16 protein-coding genes are annotated in these 15,383 nt (G+C 71.0%); 4 read left to right on the top strand and 12 right to left on the bottom strand.

Features of this window, described 5'->3' with window-relative positions; translation table 11 throughout:
* Positions 1 to 44: 44 nt before the first annotated feature.
* The 4 genes from ABD784_RS11055 to ABD784_RS11040 all read right to left on the bottom strand — a co-directional run bounded on the left by ABD784_RS11055 (position 45) and on the right by ABD784_RS11040 (position 3,248).
* Positions 45 to 818 (bottom strand): SAM-dependent methyltransferase, encoded by a 774-nt coding sequence (locus ABD784_RS11055; protein WP_344884350.1) that lies wholly within the window; start codon positions 816 to 818, stop codon positions 45 to 47.
* A 45-nt stretch (positions 819 to 863) separates the two neighbouring features.
* Positions 864 to 1,259: a DUF2695 domain-containing protein gene (locus tag ABD784_RS11050; protein ID WP_344884347.1), complete on the bottom strand. Its 396-nt coding sequence runs from the start codon at positions 1,257 to 1,259 to the stop codon at positions 864 to 866.
* Between the two features lie 123 nt (positions 1,260 to 1,382).
* Complete coding sequence (locus ABD784_RS11045) at positions 1,383 to 2,372, bottom strand: aldo/keto reductase (protein WP_344884344.1); 990 nt, start codon at positions 2,370 to 2,372, stop codon at positions 1,383 to 1,385.
* Between the two features lie 57 nt (positions 2,373 to 2,429).
* A complete protein-coding gene (locus ABD784_RS11040; RefSeq protein ID WP_344884341.1) occupies positions 2,430 to 3,248 on the bottom strand; it encodes a CPBP family intramembrane glutamic endopeptidase in 819 nt (272 codons plus the stop codon).
* 81 nt (positions 3,249 to 3,329) lie between these two features.
* Here ABD784_RS11040 and ABD784_RS11035 point away from each other — a divergent pair, with 81 nt between their 5' ends.
* Positions 3,330 to 3,782 carry an SRPBCC family protein gene (locus ABD784_RS11035; RefSeq protein ID WP_425582968.1) on the top strand — a complete coding sequence of 151 codons (453 nt, stop codon included), beginning with the start codon at positions 3,330 to 3,332 and terminating at the stop codon, positions 3,780 to 3,782.
* A 177-nt stretch (positions 3,783 to 3,959) separates the two neighbouring features.
* Here ABD784_RS11035 and ABD784_RS11030 read toward each other — a convergent pair whose 3' ends face one another.
* The 8 genes from ABD784_RS11030 to ABD784_RS10995 form a co-directional block, all read right to left on the bottom strand.
* A complete protein-coding gene (locus ABD784_RS11030; RefSeq protein WP_344884338.1) occupies positions 3,960 to 4,457 on the bottom strand; it encodes a hypothetical protein in 498 nt (165 codons plus the stop codon).
* A gap of 100 nt (positions 4,458 to 4,557) precedes the next feature.
* Positions 4,558 to 5,085, bottom strand: coding sequence for a hypothetical protein (locus ABD784_RS11025; protein ID WP_344884335.1), 528 nt, complete (start codon positions 5,083 to 5,085; stop codon positions 4,558 to 4,560).
* Between the two features lie 103 nt (positions 5,086 to 5,188).
* Positions 5,189 to 5,758 (bottom strand): GNAT family N-acetyltransferase, encoded by a 570-nt coding sequence (locus ABD784_RS11020; protein WP_344884332.1) that lies wholly within the window; start codon positions 5,756 to 5,758, stop codon positions 5,189 to 5,191.
* Positions 5,755 to 6,084 (bottom strand): hypothetical protein, encoded by a 330-nt coding sequence (locus tag ABD784_RS11015; RefSeq protein ID WP_344884329.1) that lies wholly within the window; start codon positions 6,082 to 6,084, stop codon positions 5,755 to 5,757. Before ABD784_RS11015 ends, ABD784_RS11020 begins: the two co-directional genes overlap by 4 nt.
* 59 nt (positions 6,085 to 6,143) lie before the next feature.
* The gene (locus tag ABD784_RS11010; protein WP_344884326.1) at positions 6,144 to 7,340 is read right to left on the bottom strand and encodes an aminotransferase class I/II-fold pyridoxal phosphate-dependent enzyme; all 1,197 of its coding nucleotides are present in this window, start codon (positions 7,338 to 7,340) and stop codon (positions 6,144 to 6,146) included.
* 186 nt (positions 7,341 to 7,526) lie between these two features.
* Positions 7,527 to 9,176, bottom strand: a complete 1,650-nt coding sequence (locus ABD784_RS11005; RefSeq protein WP_344884323.1) for a thiamine pyrophosphate-binding protein — start codon at positions 9,174 to 9,176, stop codon at positions 7,527 to 7,529.
* Complete coding sequence (locus tag ABD784_RS11000; RefSeq protein ID WP_425582967.1) at positions 9,169 to 10,881, bottom strand: amidohydrolase; 1,713 nt, start codon at positions 10,879 to 10,881, stop codon at positions 9,169 to 9,171. The genes ABD784_RS11005 and ABD784_RS11000 overlap by 8 nt, the downstream gene beginning before the upstream one ends.
* A 24-nt stretch (positions 10,882 to 10,905) precedes the next feature.
* Positions 10,906 to 12,264: an MFS transporter gene (locus ABD784_RS10995; protein ID WP_344884317.1), complete on the bottom strand. Its 1,359-nt coding sequence runs from the start codon at positions 12,262 to 12,264 to the stop codon at positions 10,906 to 10,908.
* A 211-nt stretch (positions 12,265 to 12,475) separates the two neighbouring features.
* Here ABD784_RS10995 and ABD784_RS10990 point away from each other — a divergent pair, with 211 nt between their 5' ends.
* The 3 genes from ABD784_RS10990 (at position 12,476) to ABD784_RS10980 (ending at position 15,344) form a co-directional block, all read left to right on the top strand.
* Positions 12,476 to 13,375: an Lrp/AsnC family transcriptional regulator gene (locus ABD784_RS10990; RefSeq protein WP_344884315.1), complete on the top strand. Its 900-nt coding sequence runs from the start codon at positions 12,476 to 12,478 to the stop codon at positions 13,373 to 13,375.
* A gap of 104 nt (positions 13,376 to 13,479) precedes the next feature.
* On the top strand, positions 13,480 to 14,697 hold the full coding sequence (locus ABD784_RS10985; protein ID WP_344884312.1) for an aminotransferase-like domain-containing protein: 1,218 nt from the start codon (positions 13,480 to 13,482) through the stop codon (positions 14,695 to 14,697).
* Positions 14,697 to 15,344, top strand: coding sequence for a TetR/AcrR family transcriptional regulator (locus tag ABD784_RS10980; protein WP_344884309.1), 648 nt, complete (start codon positions 14,697 to 14,699; stop codon positions 15,342 to 15,344). The genes ABD784_RS10985 and ABD784_RS10980 overlap by 1 nt, the downstream gene beginning before the upstream one ends.
* Positions 15,345 to 15,383 lie beyond the last annotated feature (39 nt).

The raw sequence follows: 15,383 nt of genomic DNA, 5'->3' as shown, positions 1-15,383 counted from the left end.
CTTTGGCGGCGCCCGCGGGGTGTTCCGCCCACCGTCGCGACGTGCTAACCCCAGAGGCAGAGATAGGCCATGCCGAGGACGCCTCGATAGCCCTCCTCATACGCAGCGCGCTGTTCCTCGTGTCGCCGCCGTACCTCGGCCGCGGCCGGATGATCGACACCATGGGTTTGGATCCATCGCGTGAACCTGTCCCGGAAGCCGGCCTCGAAGACGTCCCATTCCCCGAGGTCCGCCTGGTCCTGGTGCACTACCTCGAACCCCGCGGCATGTACTTCTTCAAGGAGCGCTTCAACGGTGAGGTACTCGTCATCACGCCCAGCCAGTGGAGCCGTCGCGGCGGGATGAGGTGCTGTCGACCAGATGGCCTCGCCATAGACCAGTCGGCCGCCGGGACGCACCAGTCCACGTAGGGCCCGCAGAGCTGCGCCGTAGTCGAGCGGCTGGGCGTCTTCAACCGGCGGTCCCCAGATCTGGCTCGCTCCGATACAGATCACCGCGTCCGCTGGTCGGACTTCGACATCGAGCCCGGGCATCGCCTCGAACGTGGTTCTATCGGCCAGCCCACGAGCCGCTGCCTGTTGCGTAGCCCGGTCGATCGACAGCACCGCACTGTCGACGCCTCGGCCGCGCGTCCCCGGTGCCTCGGCCAGGACCCGGAGTAGTAGCTCACCCCACCCGCACCCCATGTCGAGGACCTGCGCGGGCGTCGGTTCTGACAAGAACGTCACGAGCCGCGCAGCGCGTTCCTCCGAGAGCGGGGTGAGCCACGTCAGCGACTCGTAGAGGGGCGGCAGTCGGGGCTCGCTGTCTTCGGTCATGGGGCAACCATCTCGCACTTCCCCGGTGTTGTCCGGAATCAGCCGCTACTGACTTCGACGAATCCACAGCTCGCACGGCTGGCTGCTGCCCCGCCGGACGCTCAAACAGGACGGAGACCAGACGATCCGTTCGTCCTCGCCCAGATCGACCAACGCAGGATTCGGAACATAGACGTTCCAGAAGATCTCGCACTCGCAGCAGCATCCACCCCAGCCGCGCAACCGTTCCAGGAGCGACGTGGCGCGAGGGGCGGAGATCCGCTGGTAGTGCCGCGTGAATTGGTGCCGGGCACAGCCGTAGTCCGCCATCCGCTGGAGGTAGCAGACCAAGCACTCGCGATCGTGGGGCTGGAAGCGAGGCTCGCTCAAATCCAGCGGCTCGAGGCGCGGCGGGTAGGCGGGGAACTGATTAGTCGGGGTTCTGGAGTCGTCGTCGAACATGCCCCGAGCCTCGCCCTCGGGCGCATCGCGCTGAAGGGCGGAGCCGGGCGCTGGGGACCGCCGTCGTCCGCGAACGGCCTGTGGAGCACAAGTCACCCGCCGGCCCGCCCGCGGACGGTCGCCCTACCAGCGCGGGTGGATGGCCTCGCGCAGCTCGCGGTCGTAGAGATCCCGCACCTGGGCATCGAACTCGCTCGGCAGCTCCAGCGAGCCGGCGGCCGCGTTGCCTCGAGCCTGCTCGGGATTCCTGGCGCCTGGGATGATCGAAGAGATCTCCGGTCGCGAGCTCAGCCACGCGAGGGCCACCTGCGCCGCGGTGGCGTCCGGCGCGGCGCGTCGGGCGAGCTCCGTGAACTCCCCGGCCGCACGTACGCCGGTGGCGTAGTCGACGCCGGAGAACGTCTCGCCGACGTCGAAGGCGGAGCCATCCCGGTTGAAGTTGCGGTGATCGTCCGCGGCAAACTCGGTGTCCAGTGTGTAGCGCCCGGTCAGGAGGCCGCTGGCCAGCGGAACGCGGGCGATGATGCCCACGCCGGCCTCCGCGGCGACAGGCAGCACCTCCTCGATCGGCTTGAGCCGGAACGCGTTGACGATGATCTGGACGGTGGCCACGTTCGGACGGGCGATCGCCGTCAGTGCCTCCTCTACCGTCTCCACGGAGACGCCGTAGTGCGCGATCCGCCCCTCGTCGACCAGCGTGTCCAGCGCGTCGAAGACGGCGTCGTCGGAGTAGACGGAGATCGGCGGGCAGTGCAGCTGGACCAGGTCCAGGGTCTCGACGCCGAGGTTCTCCCGCGAGCGGTCGTTCCAGGCGCGGAACGCGTCCAGGTTGTAGTTGCCGTGGACCTGCTCGACGCGGCGGCCCATCTTGGTGGCGACGGTGACGCCCGCCTCCGGGTTCGCCTTCAGCCAGCGGCCGATCAGCTGCTCGCTGCGCCCGTCACCGTAAACGTCGGCGGTGTCGAAGAAGGTCACCCCGGCCTGGTGCGCGGCGTCGAGCACGGCGAGAGCCTGCTCCTCGTCGACGGCGCCCCAATCGGCGCCGAGCTGCCAGGTTCCGAGGCCGATCACAGAGACGTTGCGGCCAGTGCGTCCGAGAGTTCGTTTCATCATGTTCCCAACCTACCGCCGGCCCAGAGTCGCCGTCTCGGCCCCGAACGAAGAACATCATCAGTACAGGAAGATCGGCAGCCATTCGCGGTTGTGGGCGTGGACCAGCGTGAGGAAGAGGACGAAGTCGAAGAGCAGGTGCACCGAGACCACGTAGGTCAGCGACTTGGTGAGCTTGAACGTGTAGCCCTGCAGCAGCGCGAACGGGAAGGTCAGGAGCGGCCCCCACGCCTGGTACCCGATCTCCCACAGGAACGAGGAGAAGATCACGGCCTGCAGGAGGTTCGCCAGCCAGTCGGGAAAATGCCGGCGCAGCAGCGTGAAGGTGGTGCAGATGAAGAACAGCTCGTCCCAGATCCCCACGGCGTTCACGCCGAGGAACAGCCGCCAGAAGATGGTGGGATCGGAGGCGTCCGGCCAATTCTGGTAGACGCCCGTGCTGATCAGGTACACGGGGAGGATGAGGTAGCCGAGCGCGACGACCCCGAGCAGGTAGAGCTTCCCCGCGAGCGGCCACTTGCGCCCGGTGTTCACGGGGAACCTGATGACCTCCTCCCGGTAGAGGAACCGGTGGACCACCCACGGCACCACGACGGCGAGCGCCAGCGCACCTCCCATGAGCGCCATGTGGGACAGACTGAGGTCCGCGTTGAGTGGCACCGTGCTGACGATGACCATACCGGCCGCGACCAGGGAGAGATCTCGGAGCAGCGCGCGGTCGAACAGCGCCGCGAGGATCAGCCCGGCCGCGAGGAGCCCGTAGCCGGCGACGTCGTTCTCCAAGCCGAACAGCAGGATGGCGGACACGGAGACCAACCCGGCGGGCAAGAGCTTCCAGCTGGCGGCGGGGCGGAGCGGATCAGCCGGGGTCGACGTCATGGGGAAAGAATGTCAGGCCCGCGGCCGGAGCGGAACAACGCCCCGCCGCCACTACGGCTGTTGACCTGCGAGACTCGAGTCATGACGGTGAGATTCGAGTGCAGGACCCGGACCAGCATGCCGGTACGGGAGCTCTTCGACCTCTCGCGCAGCATCGACGCCCATACCGGCTCCATGGCCTCCTCGCGGGAGCGTGCGGTCGGCGGGACCACCTCGGGGCTGATCTCCTACGGCGAGGAGGTGACCTGGCGGGCCTGGCACTTCGGCGTCCCGATCCGCATGACCAGCCGCATCACCGCCCTGGAGGCCCCCGACTACTTCGTGGACGAGCAGGTCCGGGGACCATTCCGCCGCTTCCGGCACGTCCACGAGTTCGCCCGCGACGGGGAGGGGACGCTCATGGTGGATCGCATCGAGTTCTCGGCGCCCTTCGGCGTGCTCGGCCGGATGGTCGAGCGCCTGTTCCTGGGGCGCTACCTCCAGCGGCTGATCGAGACGCGGAACGGGTACCTGGTCAGCGGTCGCGCCCGCTAGGTCCTCGGCCAGTCGCTCAGCCGAACCGCACCATTCAGCGACGATGGTGAGTCGATGCGCACAGCGCATCATGCCTCTACGCGGCGACCAGGTGTTGCCAGAAGCGGTGGGTGACCAGGCGGAACACCCTCGACTGCATTGCTGACAACCAACTTGCGCGCGTGCTCGCTTCGGCGATCATGCTCGCCAGAGTGCCTCTGGCGTAATGAAGATGCCGCGGGTTCGGAAGGCTTTCGGGCTCTGCTCATCCGCCTGGGCGCGGAAGATCACGGGCGTATTGGCGTACCAGTGCTCGACGCGCCGTCGTGGATCGTTGACCCACGTGGCGGGTTCCCATCCATCCTGTTCGGCCAGGTGCTCAGCCAGAGCGGCGTAGGCCGCGTCGATTTCCGCGGCACCCGTGGCCGGTGGCTCCTGCGCGAAAACGCCCCGAGCCAGAACGGGCCCGCCTCTTCGCCTCGCCGACAGGTACGAGTCCAGCGCCTGCAGGACGCCGAACCGCCAGAGTTCAGCGAGGGGCTCCCCGGCCTTGTGGAGGCGAGCACACTCCGCCGCGGTATCGGCTGCGGTTCCCCGCAGACCCACATGCCCGTAGAGGTCCCGCCAGTCCGGTTCCGGCTCGGCCTGAGCCCGGCGCCATAACTCGCTGTTGGTTACGAAGCTCTCGTTCTCCACTCAAATCGCCTCCTCGAGCCCGCGGATGACAGGCCTCTCCTACCCATCCTTGGTATCAGCTCCGACTGCGCCTCCGGGCCGACCCTCGGCCCTCGGCCCCTCAGCCGAGCCGAGCCGTGCGGCGCGCCAGCAACCAGCGGCCCACCGCCGTCGCAGTGATCACGAGTGCCGCCACCAGAGCCACCGTCGGCATCAAGCCGAAGAGCGTCGGGAAGGCGTAGACGAACCCGACCGCCGTGAACGCCGCAGCCGCCGTCACGGCGACCAGCACGTCGCGCAATTTCAGGGCCCAGACCATCAGACCGGCCCCGAGATACCAGGTGAAGACGCTGCCCACATTGATCTCCACGAGCGAGATCACGAACGCGATGATCAATTGCAGAACGGCGACCCCGGCGAGGTCCCGGCGCGACTTGACGGTGAGGAACACCGCGGCGGCGACCAGCAGATTCACCGCGAGCTGCGCGACCGTGCCGGAGATCGGCAGTCTCACGGTGCCGGACCACATCATCGCGAGCAGCGCCCAGGTCAGCAGGGCCCCGCCGGCGAACAGCGCCAGCACCCGGGCTGCGTAGCGGCCGTTCGAGTCGTCCACGGCGGACTCGCTCGGGGTTCCGGGCTCGGTCATGGGTGCGCTCCTGCGGGGGTGAAGAGTTCAATCAGTACGACGGCGCCGCGCGCCTCATCGAGGATACGTCCCGCGCGCGGGTGCGGCCGGACCAGCCAGCTTCCTAGGTCGTGGACAGCAGGCGCCGCATGGCGACGCGGGGCCAGGCGTCGAGCCCGTGCTCGCGCTCGCCGGCGACGAGGAGGCGGAGCTCCTCGGTCCACTCGGTCTCGGGCACGGGTCGGAAGCCGAGCCGTCTGTAGTACGGGGCGTTCCACGGGACGTGCTCGAACGTGGTGAGCGTGAGCGCTTCGAAGCCCCGGGAGCCGGCCCAGGCCGCCGCGTGCTCGATCAGTCGGCGACCGATCCCCTGCCGGGCGTGCGCCGGATGCACCGAGACCTGCTCGATGTGGGCGTCGGACCCCAGGACCTCGATCAGCAGGTAGCCGATCGGGAGCCCGCTCGCATCAGCCGCCACCCAGACCCGTCCGTCGCTCTGGTAGCCCGCCAGATCCTCGAGCGACGGTGGGGCGTCGTCGGCGATCGCGTCCATGCCGAGATCCCTGAAGCCCTCCCCTGCGGCCAGCTCGATCGTCTGGAGCCGTGGGAGATCATCGGTTCTGGCCGACCGGATCATCGCGTGCGGCGGCTGCCCGCCGCCGGCCCGGCGCACGTCGGCCTTGGGAGCGATCAATCGACCGGAACTTCCCGCGGCTCTCCGGTCGGTTCCTTCCGGGAGAAGGTGGCTGCGCCCACCGCCAGCAGGAGGAAGGACGTCAGGTAGCGCCCCTCGTGGCCCGTGGCGAGGCCTGCGATCCCCACCGCCATCGAGACGATGGCGACGACGGCGGCCACCCGCCGGATGAGGTGCTGCCGGTTAGACTCCGCACACCAGGCGAGCACCGCGAGGGTCAGGATCAGAACCCCGAGGGATCCGAGCAGCAGGGGGTGCAGGTGCGTGGAGAGGGACCACATCAGCACAGGAGTCACCACGACCATCACGGCAGCCCAGATACGCATGCCCCTCATCCTCCCCGGCTCCTGCCCCATGTCAAGGCCGGTCCGCGGGTCACTGCAGGTCACTGCGTCTGGAAGCGGACGATCCGGTCCACTGCGGCCAGCACCTGGTCGCGCCCGGCGGCGAAGCTGAGGCGCACGGCGGTCCGGCCGCCGCCGTCGTCGAAGTCGGATCCCGGCGTGAGGGCCACGCCCTCCGCCTCCAGCAGCGCCGAGCAGTACTCGGCGGAGTCCGCGAAGCCGCGGAGCTGCTCCCCCAGCTCCGCGTAGAGGTAGAAGGCGCCGTCGGCCGGCGCCGCGTCGCCCCACTCGAGCCGCGGGAGCTCGGCCAGCAGCGCGTCCCGCGTCTCTGCGAACTCGGCCAGGAAACCGTCCGCCTGGCGGTAGGACTCCTCGCTGAAGGCCTCCACCGCGGCGAACTGCGCGGGGGCCGGCGGGCAGAGGGCCACGTTCCCGGCGAGCGCGTCGACCGCGCCGAGCAGGCTGTCCGGCACCAGCGCCCAGCCGAGCCGCCACCCGGTCATGCCCCAGTACTTGGAGAAGCTCGAGATGACGATCGTCTCGCGGTCCAGCTCCCACGCGCAGACCCCGCGCGGGTCTGCGGCGCCGGCTTCCGGGTACGTGATGCCGTGGTAGATCTCGTCGCTGACCAGGCGTGCGTCGTTGATCCGGCACCAGTCGGCGAGGGCCGTCAGCTCGGCCCGGTCCACCATGGTTCCCGTCGGGTTGGCGGGCGAGGCGAGGACCACGCCGGCAAGCGGCCCGTGCGCCTCGGCGGCGGCGTCGAGCAGTTCGGGGGTGGGCTGGTAGCGGGTCGCGGGGCCGCAGGCGATCTCCACGACCTCGATCCCGAGCGCCTTCAGGATGTTGCGGTAGGCGGGGTAGCCGGGCTTGGCGAGCGCCACCCGGTCGCCCGGGTTGAAGGCGGTGAGGAAGAGGAGCATGAACGCCCCGGAGGAGCCCGTGGTGACGGCGACGTTGCGGGGTTCGACGTCGAGGCCGTACCAGCGGCGATAGTGGCCGGCGATGGCGTTGCGCAGCTGGGCGACGCCGAGCGCCGGCGTGTAGGTCAGGGCGGTGCCGGACGCGTGAATCTCGGCGGCCCGGCGGGACACCGGCGTCGTGGCCCCGCCGGAGGGCTCGCCGGCGCAGAGCGAGATGACGTCCCGCCCGGCCTCCCGCAGCTCGGCGACGCGCTGGAGGACCTCCATGACCTTGAACCCGGGGACCTGGGATCGACTGGACGCGGGCTGCGGCATGGAGTGACTCCTGAGACTTGGTGCTGATGCGGCGGCGGTACGGGCCGTCGCGGCTCTCACCTCAGAATTTCACACCCGGGAGACGGCGGGGGACTACGCACCCGCGTCGACGACGGTGGCCCACCGACTGCCTCGCGAGAATCAGACCCGCGGCCGAGCCGCGACCGGCTCGGCCGCACCGCCGTCCTACCCGGCGAAGAGCTCCACCGGGACGTGGATGAGCCGTACCCCGCCCGCGCGCAATGCCTCGCGGATCGCCGGTGCGAGCTCGTCCGCGGCGGAGATCCGAGTGCCGTGCCCGCCGAAGGCGATCGCCAGCGCCGCCCAGTCGGGCTGGACCAGCTCGACGCCGACGGGCGGGATGCCCCGGTCCGCCTCGTTCTGCTGGATCTCCGCGTAGCCGCCGTTCTCGGCGCAGACCACCACCAGGTCGAGGCCCTGCTCGACGGCCGTGGCGAGTTCCTGGACGGCGAACATCAGCGCCCCGTCGCCTACCACGCACACCACCGGACGGTCCGGCGCCGCGATCCGTGCCCCGATCGAGGCCGGCAGGCCGTAGCCCAGCGTCGCGTAGGCGGGCGTGTAGAGCAGCGAGTGCGGCCGGTCCTGGGGCACGAAGCTGGCCGTGCCCAGATAGGTCGCCTGCGAGGAGTCGCCGCCGATGATGGTCTCCGGCGGCACCGCACGGGCCACCTCCTCCGCGAGGGCGGCGAACTGCGGCGAGAGCGCCCGGGCCTCCTCGCGCAGCTGGGCGCGGAGCCCCGCGAGGTCCGGCGCCCGGCCGGGCGTGTGGCCCGCCAGACCGCTCAGGAGCTGGGGCACGACGGCGGCGCTGTCGCCGATCAGCCCGATGTCGCAGCGGACGTTCTTGTCCAGCTGCGAGGCGAGGAGGTCCGCGCGGATGACCGTCCCCTGCGGTTCCAGGGCACGGAACCACAGCTCGGCCTCGCCGACCTTGGAGCCCAGGATCAGCAGGGCGTCGGCCTGCTCGAGCAGGTGCTGTGCCGGTTCCAGCCGGATGTCCGAGCCGAGGGACAGCGGATGGGACTCGGGGATCGCCGCCTTGCCGTTGAGGGTCGTCACCACGGGCGCCTGAAGGGCCTCGGCGAGCCGGAGCATGTCGTCGCCGGCGGCGAGCGATCCGCCGCCGGCCAGGATCGCAGGATGGCGGGCGGCGCGCAGGGCTGCGACGGCGTCGTCCACCGCACCGTCGGGGGCGCTCTGCGGCTCGCGGCGGGGGCGGGCCCGGAGCTCCGCCGGCCGGGCGTCGGAGGGTCCCTCGAGGATGTTCAGCGGGATCTCGACGTGGACGGGGCGGGGCCGGCCGTACCGGAACAGCTCGAAGGCGTCGTGGACGGCCTGGACGGCCTCCGCCCCGGAGCCCACGCGGCGCGACCACTCGACGATCGCGCCCACGGCCCCGGTCGCGTCCTTCGTCTCGTGGAGGGAGCCGCGGTCGGCGAACTCCTCGCCCTGGGGCACGCCCGGGGACAGGATGAGCAGCGGCCGGGACTCGCAGTACGCCGTCCCGGCGGCGGAGAGCGCGTTGAGGAGCCCGGGACCGCTCGTGGTGATCACCACGCCGGGAAGACCGGTCTGCTGCGCCCACCCGTCGGCCGCGTAGCCGGCTCCCTGCTCGTGCCGGGCGGTCACCGCCCGGATGCCCAGGGGCTCCAGGTGGCGGTAGAACTCGAGGTTGTGGGTGCCCGGGATGCCGAAGACGGTGTCCACCCCGTACGCGGCCAGCAGGGTCAGCACGTCGAGCCCCACGTTCTCGCGGACCACGCCGGCGGGCAGCTCGATCACTCCGGCGGTCCCGGTCTCCTGCTCAGACATGCTGTGCCTCCTTGGCGGTGGTGGTGGTGCGGTCGGCGGTGAAGCGGCGGACGCCGTCCACCCACGTCTCCCGGACGCTGATCTCGGCGATGCGGTCCGGCTCCACCTCCAGCGGGTCGGCCGAGAGCACGGTGAAGTCGGCGCGCTTGCCGCGCGTGAGGGAACCCAGGTCGTCCTCGCGGCCGAGGGCGCGCGCGGCGTTGATGGTGTGGGCGGCGAGCGCCTGCGCGGCGGTGATGCGCAGGCCGTCGGGGCCGAGCCGGTGCCCGTTGCGGGTCACGCGGGTCACGGCCGCCTGGATGGCCTCGAGCGGCAGGGGCTCCGCCACGGGCGCGTCGGAGCTGATGGTGACGGGCACACCGGCCTCGACGAACTCGCCCAGGGGGTTGAAGCGCTCACCGGGGGTGCCGACGGCCTCCTGCACGCCCTCGCCCCAGTTGTAGTAGTGCTGCGGCTGGTTGACCGGGTAGATGCCGGCCTCGGCCATGCGCCTGATCTGCTGCGGGGTGGGCAGGCCGCAGTGCTCGATCCGGTGCCGCGCGTCGGCGTCGGGCCGTTCGGCCTGCGCTCGCTCGATCGCCCCGATCACCATGTCGAGGGCCGTGGGCGACTGGGCGTGGGTGGCGGTCTGCAGCCCCAGCCCGTGGGCCCGGGAGATGAGGTCTGCGTAGTCCGCCGGGTCGTGGTAGAGCTGACCGGTGCGGCAGGGGTCCCCGACGTACCCGTCGGGGAAGTAGGCGGTCCACCCGCCCAGCGTGCCGTCCGCGTAGAACTTGAAGCCCGCGAAGCTCAGGAAGGCGTTGCCGAACTGGCCGTGCAGGCCCATCTCCGCGGCCTCGTCCAGCAGGTGAGACAGCAGGTACATGTTCACGCGGACCTTGAGCTGGTTCTCCTCCGCCAGGCGCAGGTACATGTCGAACTCGCGGCGGGAGACCTGGCAGTCGCCGAGCGTGGTCACGCCGCCGGCGAGGAACGACTCCTGGGCGATCCGCAGCTGCCGCAGGTGCTCGTCCGGCGCGTCGGCCAGATGGAAGTTGGGCCCGTGGTGGCCCACCTTGACGCCCTCGACCCCGGTGAGGATGTTGCAGGCGGCGTCGGAGAGCTCGCCGGTCAGCTGCCCGTCGGCGTCGCGGAAGTACTCGCCGCCGGCCGGATTGGGGGTCTCGTCGGTGATCCCGTGCAGCTCGAACGTGTAGCTGTTCACCACGCCGCCGTGCCCCGACGCGTTCATCAGGTAGACCTCGCGGTCCGTCGCCACTCGGTCCAGCTCGTGCCGGGTGGGATGGCGCCCCTCGGCGAGGTTCACATGCTCGTAGCCGTAGCCGCGCACCGGGAGCCCATTGGGGGTCTCGGCCGCGCGCTGGCGCAGCAGGTCGACGATCTCGGGGATCGACGACGCCCGGTCCGGTCCGCAGTCCACCCAGGTCTTCAGCTGGCCGTACATGAGGGGGTGGGCGTGGGCGTCGATGAAGCCCGGGACCACCACGGCGTCGCCCAGGTCCTGCTCCGCCGGAGCCGGGAGCCCTAGCTCCGCTGCGGCCAGCAGGCAGTCCGCCGCGGTCCCGACGGCCAGGATGCGGCCGGCGTGGAGGAGCATGGCGCCGGCCACCGGGGCCCCGGGGTCCAGGGTGCGGATCGTGGCCGCGTGCACGAGCTGCGGCACATAGTCCACTGGCATCGCTTCGAATGTGCGGAGCTTTCTCAAGACGTCCTCCGAGGGCTTCTGGGATCAGCGGATGGAATCGGCGCGGGCGTCGACGGACGGGGCGGGGTCCGCGCCGTCCGCGGACGTGTCCGTCACCGGGTCGATGTACTGCGGGGCGAAGTGGAGACTGACGGCGGAGACCGCCACCATGGCCAGGAAGAGCACGATCACGGACCAGATGGTCCCGGTCTGCACGTACAGCCAGGTCGCCGTGACCGGGCCGAGCCCGCCCCAGATCGCGGCGGCGATGCCGTTGGAGAGCGACATGCTGGTGTACCGGGCCTGCGGGCGGAACATCTGCGCCATCACGGTCGCCACGGGGGCGTAGGTGGCCGTCATGACGAGCCGCATGCCGATGAACGCGGCGAAGATGGCCCAGACGGATCCTCCGTCCAGCGTGAGGAACTGCGGCACCACCAGGACGCCGGAGCCCAGGACGCCGACCATGACCACCTTCTTGCGGCCGTACCGGTCGCCGAGCCAGGCGATGCCCAGCGTCGTCACGAACTCGACGAAGGCGGCCGCCGAGAGGGCGTTGAGGATGAGGGTCTCGCTGAGGCCGATCTCCGGCTCGGTCCCGTAGGCCGTGGCGAAGGAGGTGACGATGTAGTAGCCGCCTGTGGAGACGCCGGCCATGCCGATGCCCAGCAGCATCGGGAGCCAGTTGGTCCGTACCGCGTAGGTCAGGGGCAGCTGGGTCGGCTGCTCGTCGCGGAACTGGTCGAAGACCGGGGACTCCTCCAGCCGGAAGCGCACCCAGAAGCCCAGGCCCACCAGGGGCAGCGAGAGCAGGAACGGGATCCTCCACCCGCCGTCCACCAGGAAGGTGTCGCCCATGGTGGAGAGCAGGGAGAAGATGCCCGTCGCGGCCAGCGCGCCGGCGGAGTTGCCCAGCTGCGGGAAGCCGCCGTAGAACGTCTTGTGCTTCTCCGGTGCGTGCTCGACCGCCATGAGGACGGCGCCTCCCCACTCACCGCCGACGGCGAGTCCCTGCACCACGCGCAGGAGGATCAGCAGGGCCGGCGCCCAGGCGCCCACCTGGCCGTAGGTCGGCAGGAGGCCGACCATGACCGTGGCCAGCCCCATGCCGAGCAGGGTGATGACGAGGGACGGGCGGCGGCCGAAGCGGTCGCCGATGTGGCCGAAGATGATGGCGCCGAGCGGCCGGACGAAGAAGCCGACGGCGTAGGTCGCGAAGGCCGCTGCGACGGCGACCATCCGGTCCGACTCGGGGAAGAAGACGGGCCCGAACACCAGGGCGGCCGCCGTCGCGTAGATGTAGAAGTCGTACCACTCGATCGCCGTGCCGACGAAGGCGGCGGTGCCGGCACGCCGCGCCTGCCGGTGGTCGAACCCGGGCTTGCTGGTGTGGCTCGTATCCATTGCACTCTCCTGAGGGGAAGCGCCCCGATCCTCGAGGCTGTGCCCCCACGATAGGAGCGCGTGACCGTCCTCACAACGCACTTCAATGGCCAGATCATGCTTCAGGCTTCAGATCTGCCGCACGGTGCGACACAATCTACGCAGAACTACGTACATTGTCCCTCTTGTACTTCATTTCCGCCTCGCACGACCGACAGAACGGGGTTTCTGAGTGTCTCCTGACCGTGACGGCTCCCTCGACGCACGCCTGGTGCGCGCGCTCCAGCGCGACGGGCGAGCGAGCATCCAGCGCCTCGCCGCGGACCTCGGCGCGCCCCGCTCGGTGGTGTCGGAGCGCCTGCACGCGCTCACCGGCAGCGGCACGGTCCGCGTGGTGGCGGCCTACGACCCGGCGTTCGTCGGCCAGACCGTGATCGCGCACCTGTCGGTGGCGATCGACCGGGCCGCCCTGCCCGTGGCCCGGGCGCTGGCCGGCATCGAGGAGGCGGTCCTCGTCTCCTGTGTCGGCGGGCTGCACGACATCGTGGTGGAGATCCGGGTCGACTCCAACGCGGCCCTGGCGGCGGCGCTCCACCGGGTGCGGTCCACGCCGGGCGTGACGGAGGTGCGCACCCAGCGCTACACGGACATCGTCAAGGGCCTCTTCATCCCGAGGTACGACGGCGTCTCCGGCACCGACGCGATCGACCGCCACCTGGTGGAGCTGCTGCAGCGCGACGGGCGCGCGAGCTACAGCTCGCTCGCGCGCGCGGTGAGCCTCTCCGCCCCGGCCACCCGGGCGCGCGTGCAGCGGCTCCTCGCCACCGGCATCGTCACCGTCAGCGCCGTCGAGACGCGGGGCGCCCTGGGTCGGCAGCTGTCCATGGGACTCGGCATCACGCTCGGGGCCGACGCCGGCGACGTCCTGGCGGCGCTCCGTGCCGAGCCCGCGGTGGAGTTCGCCGCCGAGTGCATCGGCTCCTTCGACGTGGTCGCGACGATCGCCGCACCGACGTCGAGCGACCTCCTCGGCCACCTCGACGCGCTGCGGGCGCTGCCGGGGATCCTGCGCCTGACGGCCTGGCAGCACCTGGAGCTGGTCAAGGAGGACTACTACCGGCAGATGCTCTGACCCCGACGGACGGCCTGTTGATAATTTCAATACACTCAACTTATGCTGTGCGGACCCCACCGTCCCGGGCCGTCGCAGCGCGGTCCCGACCCTAGGAGACACCGGTGTCCCACCCCTTCCTCTCCGACGCCGCCGTCGGATTCCTGCCCTCCCCCGTCCGCGACGTCTGGGAGCTGTCGATGCAGCCGGGCATGGTGTCGCTGGCCGGAGGGAACCCGGACCTCCGCCTGAACGATTTGGGCTGGATGGAGGAGGCCGCCGCCCGCGCCATCGCCGAGCGGGGGCCCGAGGTCCTGCAGTACGGCGCCGGGACCGGCCTCGCCGGCCTGCACGAGGCGATCGTCGAGGTCATGGCGGCGGAGGGCGTCCACGCGGCGCCGGAGTCCATCCAGGTCACGGCCGGCTCGCAGCTCGCCCTGGACCTGCTCACCAAGCTGCTCTTCGCCCGCGGGGACACGGTGCTCGCCGAGGCCCCCACGTACGTCGGGGCCCTCGGGGTCTTCGGCGGCGCCGGCGTCGTCGTCGAGCACGTGGGGATGGACGACGACGGCCTGCGGCCGGACGCGCTGCGGGAGCAGATCGACCGGCTCGCCGCACTGGGACGCCGCCCGCGCGCCCTCTACACGGTGCCCAACTTCCACAATCCCACGGGGATCTCGCTCGCCGCCGAGCGCCGACCGGAGATCGTGGAGATCTGCCGGCAGGCGGGGATCCCCATCATCGAGGACAACCCGTACGGCCAGCTGGCCTTCGGCGAGCACCGGGTCCCGTCGCTGCACTCGTTCGATCCGGAGCTGGTGATCTACCTGGGCTCGTTCTCCAAGATCATGGCGCCGGGCCTGCGCGTCGGCTGGGCCAGCGCCCCGGCGTGGCTGCGCCGCCCGCTGCAGCTGGCCAGCGAATCCGCGGTGATCTGCCCCTCGGTGCTGAGCCAGGAGCTGGCCCGCGCCTTCGTCGCCCGCGGCGGCTGGCGGGAGACCGTGGCCGGCGCCGCCGCCGAGTACGGACGGCGGGCCGAGGCCCTGCAGAGCACGCTGCTGCCCCTCCTGCCGGCGGGCGCGGCGCTGACGGCTCCGCGCGGCGGATTCTTCAGCTGGCTGACGCTCCCGGAGGGCTGGAGCTCCGCCGGGCTCCTGGACGACGCGGTGGACCAGCGGGTGGTGTTCGTCCCCGGGGCGTCCTTCTACGCGGACGGCAGCGGGGAGCGCCAGTTCCGCCTCGCGTACTCCCTGGAGGCGCCGGAACGGCTGGAGGAGGGCGCGCTCCGTCTGGGCCGGGCCCTCGACGCCTACGCGGGCACCCTCGAGCCAGCGGGTCTGTGATGCCCGGGGCGGAGGCCGGCGAGCGCGGGCGGTACGCCGTCACGGAGACGCAGATCGACTCCCGCCGGCGGACGATCCTCGACGCCGCCGCGGAGGTCATCGCCGACGACGGCGTGGACGGCTGCACCCTCGCCGCGGTGGGCCGGGCCAGCGGCTGCAGCGTCGGGATGATCCAACACCACTTCGGGGCCCGCTCCTCGCTGATCGGGGCCGCCCTGCGCCAGCGGCTGCACGAGTCGGAGGAGGAGTGGCTCTCGATCGCCCGCGCCGAGGCCGAGCCGATGGACAGGATCCGGCGCCTGCTGGTCTTCGCGGTCCATGGGGACCGGCCCTTCCTCCAGGCGTGGTCCTTCTGGCTCGAGCTCTACGGGGCCGCGCGCCGGGACCCCGCGCTGCGCGCCGAGATCAACACGGCCCTGGAGGTGTGGCGGCGGTTCTTCCTCGACGTGCTCGAGGAGGCCCATGCCGGCGGCCTCGTCTCCGCCCGTCGGCCCGCCCGGCACCAGGCGCAGCTGCTGCTGGCCCTGGTGGACGGCCTGGCGCTGCAGGCCGCCAACGGCACCTACGGCCTCACGGGCGACGACATGCTCGAGCTGCTCTTCGACGCCGCCTCGGACCTCCTCGGCTATGAATTCGCCCGGCCGTAGTCCAGTCTCTCTGTGTGAACGGAAACCCACTCGGCCAGG

It is taken from the genome of Zhihengliuella alba, assembly GCF_039538765.1.
In the GTDB taxonomy this organism is placed as follows: domain Bacteria; phylum Actinomycetota; class Actinomycetes; order Actinomycetales; family Micrococcaceae; genus Zhihengliuella; species Zhihengliuella alba.
The sequence above is the reverse complement of the archived record's forward strand: the minus strand, read 5'-3'. Positions and strand labels throughout refer to the sequence as shown.

Bases quoted from the DNA above. Each gene is read 5' to 3' on its own strand.
- ABD784_RS11055 (WP_344884350.1), bottom strand. From the start codon at position 818: ATGACCGAAGACAGCGAGCCCCGACTGCCGCCCCTCTACGAGTCGCTG.
- ABD784_RS11050 (WP_344884347.1), bottom strand. From the start codon at position 1,259: ATGTTCGACGACGACTCCAGAACCCCGACTAATCAGTTCCCCGCCTAC.
- ABD784_RS11045 (WP_344884344.1), bottom strand. From the start codon at position 2,372: ATGATGAAACGAACTCTCGGACGCACTGGCCGCAACGTCTCTGTGATC.
- ABD784_RS11040 (WP_344884341.1), bottom strand. From the start codon at position 3,248: ATGACGTCGACCCCGGCTGATCCGCTCCGCCCCGCCGCCAGCTGGAAG.
- ABD784_RS11035 (WP_425582968.1), top strand. From the start codon at position 3,330: ATGACGGTGAGATTCGAGTGCAGGACCCGGACCAGCATGCCGGTACGG.
- ABD784_RS11025 (WP_344884335.1), bottom strand. From the start codon at position 5,085: ATGACCGAGCCCGGAACCCCGAGCGAGTCCGCCGTGGACGACTCGAAC.
- ABD784_RS11015 (WP_344884329.1), bottom strand. From the start codon at position 6,084: ATGCGTATCTGGGCTGCCGTGATGGTCGTGGTGACTCCTGTGCTGATG.
- ABD784_RS11010 (WP_344884326.1), bottom strand. From the start codon at position 7,340: ATGCCGCAGCCCGCGTCCAGTCGATCCCAGGTCCCCGGGTTCAAGGTC.
- ABD784_RS11005 (WP_344884323.1), bottom strand. From the start codon at position 9,176: ATGTCTGAGCAGGAGACCGGGACCGCCGGAGTGATCGAGCTGCCCGCC.
- ABD784_RS10995 (WP_344884317.1), bottom strand. From the start codon at position 12,264: ATGGATACGAGCCACACCAGCAAGCCCGGGTTCGACCACCGGCAGGCG.
- ABD784_RS10980 (WP_344884309.1), top strand. From the start codon at position 14,697: ATGCCCGGGGCGGAGGCCGGCGAGCGCGGGCGGTACGCCGTCACGGAG.